The 13,334-nt window shown below is 41.4% G+C and carries 12 protein-coding genes; 2 read left to right on the forward strand and 10 right to left on the reverse strand.

What is annotated here, in order from left to right:
* Window positions 1–2: 2 nt before the first annotated feature.
* On the reverse strand, window positions 3–1,892 hold the full coding sequence (gene mnmG, locus GDK41_RS16625) for a tRNA uridine-5-carboxymethylaminomethyl(34) synthesis enzyme MnmG (protein WP_152087448.1): 1,890 nt from the start codon (window positions 1,890–1,892) through the stop codon (window positions 3–5).
* 424 nt (window positions 1,893–2,316) lie between these two features.
* Window positions 2,317–2,763, reverse strand: a complete 447-nt coding sequence (mioC, locus tag GDK41_RS16630) for an FMN-binding protein MioC (RefSeq protein WP_152087449.1) — start codon at window positions 2,761–2,763, stop codon at window positions 2,317–2,319.
* 648 nt (window positions 2,764–3,411) lie between these two features.
* On the opposite strand from mioC, the gene GDK41_RS16635 reads away from it, so the two are divergent.
* Window positions 3,412–4,179, forward strand: a complete 768-nt coding sequence (locus tag GDK41_RS16635) for an EAL domain-containing protein (RefSeq protein WP_152087450.1) — start codon at window positions 3,412–3,414, stop codon at window positions 4,177–4,179.
* A 155-nt stretch (window positions 4,180–4,334) separates the two neighbouring features.
* Here the strand turns inward: GDK41_RS16635 and mnmE are convergent, their stop codons facing one another.
* Window positions 4,335–5,699 (reverse strand): tRNA uridine-5-carboxymethylaminomethyl(34) synthesis GTPase MnmE, encoded by a 1,365-nt coding sequence (gene mnmE, locus GDK41_RS16640; protein ID WP_152087451.1) that lies wholly within the window; start codon window positions 5,697–5,699, stop codon window positions 4,335–4,337.
* Window positions 5,700–5,830: 131 nt separating this feature from the next.
* On the opposite strand from mnmE, the gene GDK41_RS16645 reads away from it, so the two are divergent.
* Window positions 5,831–8,056, forward strand: a complete 2,226-nt coding sequence (locus tag GDK41_RS16645) for a winged helix-turn-helix domain-containing protein (protein WP_172971637.1) — start codon at window positions 5,831–5,833, stop codon at window positions 8,054–8,056.
* Here GDK41_RS16645 and GDK41_RS16650 read toward each other — a convergent pair.
* The 7 genes from GDK41_RS16650 to rpmH all read right to left on the reverse strand — a co-directional run bounded on the left by GDK41_RS16650 (window position 8,032) and on the right by rpmH (window position 12,776).
* On the reverse strand, window positions 8,032–8,835 hold the full coding sequence (locus GDK41_RS16650; RefSeq protein WP_152087453.1) for a thioredoxin family protein: 804 nt from the start codon (window positions 8,833–8,835) through the stop codon (window positions 8,032–8,034). The two genes, GDK41_RS16645 and GDK41_RS16650, sit on opposite strands and share 25 nt — an antisense overlap.
* The gene (locus GDK41_RS16655) at window positions 8,828–9,313 is read right to left on the reverse strand and encodes a TlpA disulfide reductase family protein (protein ID WP_152087454.1); all 486 of its coding nucleotides are present in this window, start codon (window positions 9,311–9,313) and stop codon (window positions 8,828–8,830) included. The genes GDK41_RS16650 and GDK41_RS16655 overlap by 8 nt, the downstream gene beginning before the upstream one ends.
* A 20-nt stretch (window positions 9,314–9,333) precedes the next feature.
* A complete protein-coding gene (locus GDK41_RS16660) occupies window positions 9,334–10,011 on the reverse strand; it encodes a cytochrome c biogenesis protein CcdA (RefSeq protein WP_152087455.1) in 678 nt (225 codons plus the stop codon).
* A 168-nt stretch (window positions 10,012–10,179) separates the two neighbouring features.
* Entirely contained in the window at window positions 10,180–11,814 is a 1,635-nt protein-coding gene (yidC, locus tag GDK41_RS16665; protein WP_152087456.1) for a membrane protein insertase YidC, read from the reverse strand.
* An 8-nt stretch (window positions 11,815–11,822) separates the two neighbouring features.
* On the reverse strand, window positions 11,823–12,116 hold the full coding sequence (yidD, locus tag GDK41_RS16670) for a membrane protein insertion efficiency factor YidD (RefSeq protein WP_152087457.1): 294 nt from the start codon (window positions 12,114–12,116) through the stop codon (window positions 11,823–11,825).
* 58 nt (window positions 12,117–12,174) lie between these two features.
* Entirely contained in the window at window positions 12,175–12,636 is a 462-nt protein-coding gene (gene rnpA, locus GDK41_RS16675; RefSeq protein ID WP_152087458.1) for a ribonuclease P protein component, read from the reverse strand.
* Window positions 12,637–12,641: 5 nt separating this feature from the next.
* Window positions 12,642–12,776: a 50S ribosomal protein L34 gene (rpmH, locus tag GDK41_RS16680; protein ID WP_008112968.1), complete on the reverse strand. Its 135-nt coding sequence runs from the start codon at window positions 12,774–12,776 to the stop codon at window positions 12,642–12,644.
* Window positions 12,777–13,334 lie beyond the last annotated feature (558 nt).

Raw genomic sequence — 13,334 nt, forward strand, 5'->3', positions numbered from 1 at the left:
AACTACGCAGACTTGCGCAGTAGCCCTTGCTTTTTCAGATACACTAATAATAGCGAAATAGCGGCTGGTGTGATACCAGAAATACGCGAAGCTTGACCAATGGTTTGCGGACGAGTATCGGTTAGCTTAGCTACCACCTCGTTTGATAAGCCGCTTACCTGAGAATAATCATAATCAGCAGGTAGTACAGTTTCTTCATGACGAAGTTGTTTATTGATCTCATCTTGCTGTCGGGCAATGTAGCCAGCATACTTAGTTTGGATCTCAACTTGCTCAAGCGCTTGTATATTATCGGACTCCGATCCCAAACCTTCTATTTTCATCAATTCATGATAAGACACTTCAGGGCGACGAATTAGATCTTCTAAACTTGCTTCACGGATCAATGGCGTTTTAAGTAACTCATTAACCTGTGCAAGGGCAGGGTGATCTTTATGGATCCAAGTTGACTTAAGTCTTTGAGATTCTTGCTCCATTACTTCAAGCTTGTGATTAAATGCAGCCCAACGTGCATCATCAACCAATCCTAATTCACGACCTTTTTCTGTTAAACGTAAGTCAGCATTATCTTCACGTAGTAGCAAACGGTATTCCGCACGGCTAGTAAACATGCGGTAAGGTTCTTTAGTACCCAATGTTGCAAGGTCGTCTATCAATACACCTGCGTAAGCCTGATCACGACGCGGTGTCCAAGCATCTTTACCTTGTACTTGTAGCGCTGCGTTCATACCTGCTATTAGCCCTTGCGCACCTGCTTCTTCATAACCGGTAGTGCCATTAATTTGGCCAGCAAAGAATAAACCATTAATAAACTTGGTTTCTAATGATTGTTTTAAATCACGAGGGTCAAAGAAATCATATTCAATTGCGTATCCAGGGCGACAAATATGTGCATTTTCAAAACCTTTTATCGAGCGCACAATTTGTAATTGTACATCAAAAGGTAAACTCGTAGAGATACCATTAGGGTAAAGTTCATACGATGTTAGGCCTTCAGGCTCAACAAAAATCTGATGTTTATCTTTATCTGCAAAACGAACGATCTTATCTTCTATTGATGGACAATAACGAGGACCGATCCCTTCTATTACACCAGCATACATGGGTGAACGATGTAAGTTTTCGCGGATCACGTCATGTGTTTGATCATTGGTATAGGTGATATAACACGGGATCTGTTGTGGGTGATCAGATTGTTTACCCATAAATGAAAACACCGGTGTTGGTGTATCACCTGGCTGTACTTGCATGACAGAAAAATCAACAGTACGCGCGTCAATACGAGGTGGTGTACCTGTTTTTAAGCGATCAACTCTAAATGGCAGTTCACGCAAACGCTGAGCGAGTGCAATCGAGGGTGGATCACCAGCGCGACCACCTTTAAAATTTTCCATGCCTATATGAATTTGACCACCAAGAAAAGTACCAACCGTTAAAACCACAGAATTAGCGCTAAAACGCAATCCCATCTGTGTAACAACACCTTTTACTTGATCTTGTTCAACAATTAAGTCATCACAAGATTGTTGGAATATCTTTAAATTCTCTTGTTTTTGTAGGATATCTTGAATAGCAGCTTTATATAAAGCGCGATCAGCTTGAGCACGAGTAGCACGAACAGCAGGGCCTTTAGACGAATTTAGTGTTCTAAATTGAATACCGCCTTTGTCGATAGCTTTGGCCATTGCACCACCTAGTGCATCTATCTCTTTAACCAAGTGACCTTTACCGATACCACCGATTGCTGGGTTACATGACATTTGACCTAAAGTATCCATATTATGGGTTAACAATAGTGTATTCATACCCATGCGAGCTGATGCTAGTGCAGCCTCAGTTCCGGCGTGTCCGCCACCTACTACGATTACGTCAAAATGTTCATGATAAATCATTTACGGGATCCTACTTAAAAACAACCAGCAAATTCTGAAAGGGAGCGTATTCTACCTAGAAATGCTCAGAAGTGAAATGTTTAAATAATGAGCAACCTATAAAAAGGTTAAACTAGATCACTAATAATATATAAGGATCTTTTTAAAGATCTTTTATTAGATCTTACTACTAGTGATCACGTTTTCTGTGAGTAAGTCTTTATAGTTAATATAAAACAGTAAGTTAAAGCAGATCAAAAGATGTGAATTAGATCGGATCTAACGGGGCACAAGCTATGATCAAAAAGGCTACTTATACACAAGGTGAGATCCGGTTAAACTTATCCCATGGATAACTATGTCTAGATCAGTCCTTAGATCAAGTGTTATCCACAATACGATCTTAAAATTACTAAATATGTGTATAACTTATTAACAAGATCCACTAAGCCACTTTCGTTATTTCTTTAATAAAGTTAGGAAGCCAGGCTAAAGCTGTATCTTCCGGCAAGGCTTCATCAAGTACATTTAACTCTAAATTAGGTAGAAGCTGCTTAGCACCTTTACTGATCAGTAATTTTTCGCAATTTTTTGCCGCATGATTGAAGGTATCGTAACTGGAGTCACCCAAACCAACCACTGCGAAATTTAACAGGTCAAGATTATCCTTTTGATCTATCTCGTTAATGAAAGGTATGAGGTTATCTGGATAGTCACCAGCACCATAGGTCGACGTTACTATTAACCATATAGAATGCGATAGATCACTTAAAACTGGACGCTCATGTAATGTTGTAACAATAGATTGATCTTCAAGCGCTTCTTGAAGTTGTTCTGCGACATATTCAGCCGAGCCCATTTGACTGCCGATGATGATCTCTATGTGTTGCATCTTACTTAATACCTATTTGCGAATGCCGACATCATAAAGACCTTCTGATAGATGTAAAGTCTAGAACAGTTTTATGGGATAAAAATATTTGTTTGTTAAGTGAGCAAAAATAGGTTTTTAATTATAAGTTTATGAAAAATAACATATAAATAATTTATTCTTTACGTGTTTTAGGTGGGGCTTTTGTGGATAAGTTGGTTATATATTAGCAATAACTTTATGCCTTTGAGTGGCCAACTGTGATCTTAACGATGTTTTTGGGTATTTTTATTGCGTGTATCACATATGTTTTTGTGTGTGGATAGAAAGGCTGTGAGCAACGCATAGATCTATCGATCGGCACTGTGCTTTTTAGATCTATCTAGTTTGATCTATATATTAAAATAATCTAAAAAATGATATGAGTGCGCTTATGTTGCTCGCTGTAAGCACTCGGGTAGTTCGTTATTTGCACTTTTTAAGTGTAAGATCGCAAATTAAAGGGCGTCTTGTGACTTTTTTTACTCAAAGGTTAGTTAAAACCTTTCCCTTGTATATGCTTTTGTTTGTTACGTTGCGTATTAAACATGCGCAAAGTAACTCATTGTGGTTGCGATGTATATTTATGAACGCTAGGCTTTATTTAAACTGTGTGAGCAAGGACTCAAAATGGACGACTATTCCATAGGTTGTGAACGAAAAACCTGTAGCAATTGTGAAAATGAAAATTCTTTGAGCTTTGATTTTACGATGGCATTTCAACCAATTGTGGATGTTGAAAAGCACACTATCTTTGGTTATGAGGCGCTAGTTAGAGGCCTGAATAATGAGTCCGCATGGTCGATTATTTCTCGAGTAAACGAGACAAATCGCTATACTTTTGATCAATTATGCCGTGTAAAAGCCATTGCGTTGGCTGCAAAACTAAATATAGATACCTATTTAAGTATCAACTTTTTACCCAATGCGATTTATAAACCGGAGCGTTGTATTCGTACAACTTTAGAAGCGGCGAAAAAGTATAACTTTCCAACTGAACGCATTATGTTTGAGTTCACAGAGGTGGAAAAGGTAGAAGATAGCCATCATATAGAGCTGGTCGTTAAATATTATCAATCACTTGGCTTTTTGACTGCAACAGATGATTTTGGTGCAGGTTACTCGGGGTTAAACTTACTGGCCGACTTTCAAACAAATATTGTAAAACTCGATATGGCGTTGATCCGTAATATTCATGTTGATCCCGTACGTCAGTCAATCGTTGCTAACTGTTTACGAATATTTAAAGATCTTAATATCACGGCGTTGGCTGAAGGGATTGAAATAATTGAAGAATTCGTGTGGTTAAAAGAAGCAGGGGTTACGCTTATGCAAGGCTATTTGTTTGCCAAACCAGGCTTTGAATGCCTACCAAGTGTGGATTTTGGTAAATTATAACTGACGATGTTTTTAAGTAGGTGTGCAGTATCAAACTGCACACCTTATTTTATTACTGATCACTTTTTACGTTTACGGTTTATAAGATCTTGAAGCGTTTGTTGGTAAGTAGTTGGATCGCGTGAGACGATTTATGCTGCTACCGTGCTTAAAGGTTATTTACCGATACAAAACGAGCTAAAGATTTTGCCGAGCAGGTCATCGGAGGTAAATTCACCGGTGATCTCGTTTAGGTACTGCTGAGTGAGGCGTAGCTCTTCTGCCAAGATCTCACCTGCGACATGCATTTCTAACTGGGTTTTACCAATATCTAAATGTTCTGCGGCACGCTCTAGTGCATCTAAGTGGCGGCGACGGGCCATAAAACCGCCTTCGGTTGCGCCTTGATAGCCAATGCATGCTTTTAGATGATCGCGCAGTAAGTCTACACCCTCGGTGTTTTTGGCACTTAAACGCAATACTGGGTAGTCGCTTTGCTGGCACATACCAGCGTCTTCGGCTGATAAATCTATTTTATTGCGCACCACAGTCACCGCCATGCCATCTGGTAATTGTTTCATAAACTCGGGCCAGATTTGTGTTGGATCGGTTTCTTGAGTGTCCGTGCCATCGACCATAAACAACACGTGATCGGCTTGGCGTATTTCATCCCATGCTCGCTCAATGCCAATTTGCTCTACTTTATCTGGGCTTTCGCGCAGGCCTGCGGTGTCGATAATATGTAGTGGCATACCATCAATATGAATATGTTCGCGCAGTACATCTCGGGTGGTGCCGGCAATATCGGTAACTATAGCCGCTTCTCGACCTGCTAAGGCATTAAGTAAGCTTGATTTACCCGCATTAGGGCGACCAGCGATAACCACACGCATACCTTCGCGCATGATACTGCCTTGTTTGGCTTGCTGACGAACATTATCGAGTTGTTCAATAATGGCATTAAGATCGCCGCCCACTTTACCGTCAGATAAAAAGTCGATTTCTTCATCAGGAAAGTCAATGGCTGCTTCAACATACATACGTAAGTGGATCACTTTCTCCACCAGCGTATTAATGTGTTTTGAAAAGTCACCTTGTAAAGAATGTAGGGCGCTTTTTGCTGCTTGTTCACTGGTGGCATTGATCAAATCAGCAATGGCTTCAGCTTGGGTTAGATCCAATTTGTCATTCATAAAAGCACGTTCAGAAAACTCACCAGGTTGTGCCAAGCGCACTTTATCTATTTGGCAGATCTCTTTTAGCAGCATATCAATGACGACAGGTCCGCCATGGCCTTGTAACTCTAAAACATCTTCGCCGGTAAATGAGTTGGGGCCTTGAAAGAATAAAGCGATACCTTGGTCTAGCTGCTCACCAGCAAGCGTATTAAATGCCAAATACTCGGCGTAACGGGTTTTTGGGCATTTACCTAACACTTTTTGCGCAACGGTTTTTGCTAGGGTGCCGGATACGCGGATTATTCCTACACCACCGCGCCCTGGTGCAGTTGCTTGTGCAACTATGGTATCTTGTGAATTCATGGTGCTCTAGATTTTGCAATTATATTAGCGCGAATTGTACAGCAAAGCGGCAAACACAGCCATTATCAGCCATGACATAATCACTGTAGTTTTGTATATTGACGGTACTTTTGGTCAAGGAACGCCTTGCAGTGTATCAGTTTAAGCAGTTTCAATTTGATCCTCAGTTGGAAACACTCACATGGGATGCGCAAAGCCGTGTTTTACGTCCTAAAGTGGCTCAACTACTCACATTATTTTTAGATAACCCAGATCAGCTACTTACGCGAGAGCAGATCTTAACCTCGCTTTGGCAACACAGCGATTTTCGAGATGCTGCACTTACACAAAGTATTCAAGAACTTAGAAAGGTGCTATGTGATAGTGCTCAGCAACCTCAGTTCATAAAAACCGTGCCGCAAAAAGGGTATCAGTGGATAGCTGGTGTGAACAACCGCCAACTAGCGTTGTGGCCTGTCGTTAAGCGTCCATTACTGTGGGGGGCGTTGGTTGTTGCGGTGACTGGGAGTGTTATTTGGTTTGCTGATGGCACACTGGTAGCGCCCGTTGTAAATGGCGCGGCGCACAAAGAGTTGCAGCAAGCTGAAAAACCTCGTTTGTATTTGCAACGCATTAAAAACTTAACCGGTAAAACTGAACTCGACTGGTGGGGCTTTGCACTTGAGCAACATATGCAGCAATTGGCATCACCGTCTTTTGAGTTGGTTAATGTGGCAAGTGTTACTAAAGAGATGCGTTTTGAGGTCACTTTTAATGCCCAGCTAATGCAACAACAGCAACGCTATATATTGAATTATCAGGTGATACATAAAGGGCTTGAGCCTATACAAGGTCAAGTGATCAGCGAAAATTTACACACCCCAGTTGACCAAATAGCCAAGCAATTAATCGAGCAGCTAAGTGGAAAAGTGCAAACGCTCTCAACAGAGCCGGTATCTAACAGCGCGCCTTCTCGTGAAAATTACTTTTTGGGGTTAAGAGCGTTAAGTTATCAAGGTATGCGTTTGGCTAAACCGTTTTTTGAAGCCGCACTTGCCCATGATGAAAACAACCAAGCTGCCCGTTTGGAACTTGCCAATATCTTATGGCAAATGGGGTTGTGGCAACGTGCTTTAATTTTGTTTGATAAGGTTCAGCTCAGCGATGAGATCAGCTACCTTAATACTCGGTACTCTCTATATACAGGTCGATACTGGCTGCATCGTGGCAACTTTAAAAGTGCTCAATTGGCATTTGAGCAGGCACTTAAAGGGGCACAGGCATTATCACATCAGCAACTCATTGCGCAGGCTTATCAATTAAGAGCCGATCTGGCGTGGTTGCAGCTAGACTGGCAAGCACATGCAAAGGCGATGCATAGCGCTAAATTACTGATGGGAGCGCATTCGCTCAGTCACTCAGAATCACAACGGTCATTTTATTTGGCAAATCCACCGAATGCGGGCCCAGAGCAAAATCTAGAAATTGATATGCGCGATAACTTGGCAATTGTGCAACAGGCAATTCATTTTTATCAGCGTCAAGAACAACAGGCGCAGCTTATGCGTAGCTATTTTGCTTTAGGGCAAAATTATTTGGCTGCGTTAGATACCAGGCGCAGCGCGCTTCAGAAAGCACTTGGTATGGCCAAAGAGCAGGGTAACATATTAGCACAGCAGCAAATTTTATATTATTTAGCGTTTTATCATATCCAACTACACCAAGGCAGTGTTGCCCTAGAGTACTTAGCCGAACTTGATGTTGATACGACAGAGCCGCACTCCATGCGTTGGCAGTCTCAATTTTTAACAGCCATGGCCAATATGGATATAGCGCTACAAGCACCACTTATTAATCAAGTGGCCTTTTTGACTGCCAAGCAAGGGTTTGAACAAATACTAGTTGCAGAAGGGGCGGATGAACTGACAAAAGCCAATGCTAAGTTGTTACTCAGTTGGTTACTGTTATCGCAACAACAATATGAAAAAGCCATGGCTTTGGCACAGCAAGCCACTGACTTATTTAAAACGTACAAGCTGGTCGATAGCCAAGGCTATGGTCGCTATACGCAAATGTATATACAAGTTGCACAAAAAAATTATCAACAAGCACTAGAGGTACTAGAAAGTCAGCCAAAGCAAATACTCGAAGCGCTGTATGGCGCTTTTGCATATGCCCAGCTGGGAGATTTTCAGCATGCCAGCGCGATGTTAGAAATGGCACAACAGCGCTTTGCTGGTAAGTGGCGCGACCAAGAGCAAACTTTGGCTCAGATGATCAAGGCGGTAGATATGCAAGCTCAAGCAACCCATTTAAAGATTGAACAGCTGCCACCGCCTTACAGTGTTTATTGTCAGTCTGAATGGGTATTAGAGTAACTATTAGTAAATTGCTTGAAGACCGAGTTGCTTGGAGGTTGCTCGCCTCGATAAAGTATTTGATTGTCTTTACTAAGTAATAGCCAATAGGGCAGCCCTGTAACTTTATAGCGTCGGAATAAGGCATTGTGTGCATCGAACAGAACAGGGTGTTGGCTGGCAAAGCGCTGTTGATAGCTATGCACCATATCTTTGCTTACATAAAACGGTTTGATGACGGTGAGTTTTGCAATAGAGCTGGGTATAGAGAGTGTTTCATGTTGTTTGGCTTTTTGCTCACACATAGGCAAATGTTGGGCAGGGCAAAGCGCATCAGCAAATAAAATTAAGCGAGCGTTGTGTGCTTGGTTAAAGTCATATTGTTTGCCACTGAGATCTTGCAGTTTTAAATGCTGCTTTTTAATTGGCTTATGTTCTTTATCTGGTAAAGGGAGTTGTGCACTCAAAGATATTTTCTCGACCATCTTGCCGTGTTTAATTTTGACAATGGCGGGTGTTGAACGCACCCCATACTTAAGCGCCAGCTCATTGTTTCTATCTATTTTTAAATTACTATACCGAGTGTAAGTGATTACAAACTTGTCAATATCTGATTGCGATACATTTAGATCCGGTTGTAAATATTGTCGCGTTGCATCTGATTTAGGTAAGGCGCTGGGGGCCGTATATTCACTCCATATATCGATAAATACCAGCTCTTGCTCAGACTTTACCTGTGCTGCGTTGAGATTATGGCAGTGAAAAAATAACACAGCGGTGATGGCGATAAGCTTATTCATAAGTAAAGTCCTTTGGCATGTAAGTTGACAGTTTGCGTTTGAGTTCATCACTCATCAGTGCTGTGCGATACAGCTCACGACCTTCCTCATCAAGTAAAATATGGGTGGGTGTGCCAATCACGTTAAACTGCTTGGTCAGCTTTCCTGTGTGATCAAACGCGGTTGCGACACTGTAGTGATTACGCGTCATAAACCTTTTTACTAATGTCTCTGATTGGTTAAACCCAATGTTTATCGAGAGCACGTTGAGATCATCACTTACTGCTTTTGAGATTTTCTCAAGAGTTGGCATTTCTTCAACACAGTAACGGCACCAGGTCGCCCAAAACTTCAAATAGGTTACTTTACCTCGTGTATCAACTTGCCCGCCTTGCAGAGTGTGTGTTTGTACATAATTGTTTGTATCCAATGTTGTTGAATAGCTCGGTAGATGGCTAAGCCCTAACAAGAGTACACTTAAATTGAGTATAGATTTCATCGACTTTCCTTATTATGGTGTTAAATAAACAAGCTTTGTCCGGCTTTGAGCAAGTAAAACTGCGCCATGACAATCAGTAAAAGTGCAAAAATATTGGGAGCAATCTTAAGCCATGGCCCAGATTTTGGGATGCGCGTTGAGAACATGGCAACAAGCAACAGCAATGCACTCATACCCAGCGCAAAGCAAAATAATAACAACGCAGCAAAGGTGCCGTGCTGTTGTTGGGCAACAAACAGTAGTAACCCCGCCAATACCGGAGAAGTGCATGGTGCGGCAACTAAACCACTTGTGGCACCCATTAGAAATGCATTGGGCTGGTGGTTGAATTGGAGCAAAGGGATCGCTGGCAAGGGTAGCCAGCCTTTCAATACCGCGGCAAAGTACAGCAAAAAGTTAGCGAATGCCACCAGCACAATAGGGTGGCTGGCCACTTGACCAAATAAACTACCTGTTGTGGCCGCAAACCAGCCTAACAAGGCGTATAGCGTTGCAAAACCCAAGCAGTAATATATCGGGCGGCTTATATTCGAATGGTGTTGGTTGCCAAATGAAGCGAGTGTAATGGGCACTAAGGGGTAAACGCAGGGCGATAAGCTTGCTAATACACCACAAAAAAAGGCTGCTAGTAGCAACCACCAAGGCATATCAGACAAGTGCAATTGATTGAGGAATAAACTTTGTACTTCTAAAAACATAACCAGCTCACAGTAATAATGGGTGCTGGCAGTATTGATAAAATCGCGCTAAACGCCTATCAAGGCGCTGTAAAATCGTAATAAAATAATATCAAATATATGATACTTAAAGTTTTTATATACAAAAATGCCCGCATGTTAGCGGGCATTTTTTATTAGATGATCGGGTTATCTAACCTTAAGACCTTTTTTCTCCATGCCACGATAGATTACTAGCATCTGAGCAATCGTGATCAAGTTCGACACTAACCAGTAAAGAACTAGACCTGATGGGAATGGGAAAATAATGAAGAAGAATGTAAATACCAATGGCATATACGTCATCATCTTTTGTTGCATCGGATCTGTCACAGTCATTGGTTGTAACTTCTGTGTCAGGAACATACTGGCACCAAATAAAATTGGTAGCACGTAGTATGGGTCTTTTGAAGACAAGTCAGTTAGCCACAACATAAATTCTGCATGACGCAGTTCGGTTGACTCTAAGAATACGTAAAACAATGCTAAGAAAATAGGCATCTGTAGTAATAGAGGTAAACAACCGCCCATTGGGTTTACTTTCTCTTTGCGGTATAGCTCCATGGTTGCTTGACCAAACTTTTGACGGTCATCACCATAGCGCTCTTTTAATGCTTGCATTTTTGGTTGCAGCATACGCATTTTAGCCATTGAAGTGTATTGTGCTTTTGTAAGTGGATAAAGTGCTGTTTTAACGATAATAGTGATAACGATAATAGCGATACCCCAGTTACCAACCACACCATAGATAAGCTTCAATAGTACAAATAGAGGCTGAGAAATAAAGAACAACCAACCGTAGTCAACTGTTAAATCAAGATCAGATTGAATAGCCTCTAATGCATCACTGTCTTTTGGACCCATGTAGTAAGTTGCTGACAGTGTTTTGTCGCTGTTCGCTGCGATATTCACGGGTTCATTTTTAATCCCTACAATACCTTGGCCATTGCGAAGCAATGAATAAATGGTGCTGTTGATGGTTTGATCTGGCACCCACGCACTTACAAAGTAATGTTGGATAAATGCGATATACCCACCTTGGGTGTTTTTGTTCAGATTCGCTTCGCTCATGTCGTCAAAGCTATACTTTTCATATGGCTCTTCAGCTGTGCCGTAAGCTGCGCCCAAATAAGTTTGGTCGACCATGCTACCTTTATTCTGGATAGTACGTTTTACCTGAGTGTATAGTTGTACTTGCACAGGATCAGCGGTGGTGTTGTTTACGTTGTACTCTAAGCCAACATCGTATTTACCAGCCTTAAATACAAAGGTTTTGGTAAACGTGATACCTTTGTTATCAACAAAGGTGAGTGGCACGCGTAGCTCATCACCATTTAATGTATACGCCGCTTGCTCTGCTTGATAAACAGGACGACCATCACGAGAAGCATCTGGGCCATTTAAGCCAATTAAACCACTTTGTGAGATGTACTGTTTGTTTTCAAACTCGCCTAGTAATAAATAAGGTTCTTCGCTGCCATGCGTTTCGGCATGCTGCAGAAGTTTTGCCTCAACGATATCACCGCCCTTAGTATCAATTTTTACTTCAAATACATCTGTAGTCACGGATACGGTTGAACGAATGGCCTTTGTGGCAGCCACTGGTACATCATCTTGGCTAGAAGTCGGAACGTCATCCGATGCAGGGGTTGATGTAGGGGTGGTCACTTGCGTGGTGGCACTGGTATCGGTTACTGGCTTGTTATACGTATTGTTCCACTCTTGAAACAATAAAAACGATACAAGCAATAAACCGATAAATAAAAACGTGCGTTGTGATTCCATAACAGCTCTTATTTCTCGTGTTGGTGTTTAACTTGGGTTGATTTATCAGGCACGGGATCATCCCCGCCTGCGCTTAAAGGGTGACATTTTAATATGCGTTTACCCGCTAACCAACTCCCTTTTAACAATCCATGACAATTAATTGCCTCAATTGCATAACTAGAGCAGGTTGGGTTAAATCGACAGTGTGGACCCAGCATTGGGCTAATAAAGCGTTGATAACCCCTAATGATAAAAATTAAGGCAGTTTTTGGTAATCCAACTAATTGTGTATACCAATACTGAAACACTTTATTTGTCATTGCCACATTAACTATGTTCAAAAGGTGAGCTAAAGATACCTTAAATAGCGTTTTAAAGCTATGAACCAGAGGGATTATCGCGCTTTTGCTGTTTATTCGCTGGCGATTTATTGGGTTTAGCATTCTTAGCTGGACGCTTTTTAAACGGTTTAGGTTTTGGCGCACCAGGTTTGCAGCGTTCATTGATTTTTCGCCACAGTTTATCTAGCTGCTTGGTTAGTTCTTCATTACTTTGTTCTGCAATACCACTTTTAACCATTAAAACAATGTCTATATTGTCTAGCGTATGTTGATTTAAACGAAAACTTTCGCGAGCAAGTCGTTTAATACGGTTACGTTGGCAGGCCAATTTGCAGCGTTTTTTAGCTACAGTTAATCCTAAACGCGGTCGTCCAATATCATTGGGTTTAGCAAGTAAAGTAAAGAAGGGGGTTGCTGCGCGAGCAGGCTCTTGAAATATGCGAGAGTAATGCGAGGGAGTTAACAGACGTAACTCCCTGCCAAAGCTAAAGCTTTCCACTTATATTAAGCAGAAAGTACTTTACGGCCTTTAGCACGGCGACGTGCTAGTACTTTACGGCCATTTACAGTTGCCATGCGAGCACGGAAACCGTGAGTACGTTTGCGCTTTAATACGCTAGGTTGAAAAGTTCTTTTCATAACAATTCCATCCGATCGGTTAAGTTTAAAACATCCTATGCAGGTCGCGATCCTGGCACAGGTGCCATTGCGAGCGCGAGATAGTAATGCCGACAGCCCCTAAAGTCAATCATAATCTTGCATTGCTGGTGGTTTTTTACACCGTCGATGCTACTAAGCCGTTCAGTTAGGGTTGCCACTATTATATAGCAAGATCTTTTCAACAACCTAATAGATCGTGATCGATCTGATCTAATTGAAGTTTTCCACAGGTATCGCGCAAAATATGGCAAAAAGCTCTGGAAAACTAAAATAGATCGTAAAATACTGGTGAGATCTTGGTGGTTTTTTGCTATGATCTAGTTCTTGGATCTAAAATAAAATTTATATAAAAACAAAGGGTTGTATTTTTTTATCAACAAGATCCTCATTTTTATAAAAGTCAATATTGATGTTGTGGATAAGATCACTTCATAATACTCGGCTTCCGCAAATAATTTAATGATAATAAACGATAATTCCTGTATATTTTTACACTGTTTTGGTGTCCGGGAATATTAACTGTTTTTGGAGTTCAGC

This window comes from Pseudoalteromonas sp. A25, assembly GCF_009176705.1.
Taxonomy (GTDB): domain Bacteria; phylum Pseudomonadota; class Gammaproteobacteria; order Enterobacterales; family Alteromonadaceae; genus Pseudoalteromonas.

Bases quoted from the DNA above. Each gene is read 5' to 3' on its own strand.
- mnmG (WP_152087448.1), bottom strand. From the start codon at position 1,892: ATGATTTATCATGAACATTTTGACGTAATCGTAGTAGGTGGCGGACAC.
- mioC (WP_152087449.1), bottom strand. From the start codon at position 2,763: ATGCAACACATAGAGATCATCATCGGCAGTCAAATGGGCTCGGCTGAA.
- GDK41_RS16635 (WP_152087450.1), top strand. From the start codon at position 3,412: ATGGACGACTATTCCATAGGTTGTGAACGAAAAACCTGTAGCAATTGT.
- mnmE (WP_152087451.1), bottom strand. From the start codon at position 5,699: ATGAATTCACAAGATACCATAGTTGCACAAGCAACTGCACCAGGGCGC.
- GDK41_RS16650 (WP_152087453.1), bottom strand. From the start codon at position 8,835: ATGAATAAGCTTATCGCCATCACCGCTGTGTTATTTTTTCACTGCCAT.
- GDK41_RS16655 (WP_152087454.1), bottom strand. From the start codon at position 9,313: ATGAAATCTATACTCAATTTAAGTGTACTCTTGTTAGGGCTTAGCCAT.
- GDK41_RS16660 (WP_152087455.1), bottom strand. From the start codon at position 10,011: ATGTTTTTAGAAGTACAAAGTTTATTCCTCAATCAATTGCACTTGTCT.
- yidC (WP_152087456.1), bottom strand. From the start codon at position 11,814: ATGGAATCACAACGCACGTTTTTATTTATCGGTTTATTGCTTGTATCG.
- yidD (WP_152087457.1), bottom strand. From the start codon at position 12,116: ATGACAAATAAAGTGTTTCAGTATTGGTATACACAATTAGTTGGATTA.
- rpmH (WP_008112968.1), bottom strand. From the start codon at position 12,776: ATGAAAAGAACTTTTCAACCTAGCGTATTAAAGCGCAAACGTACTCAC.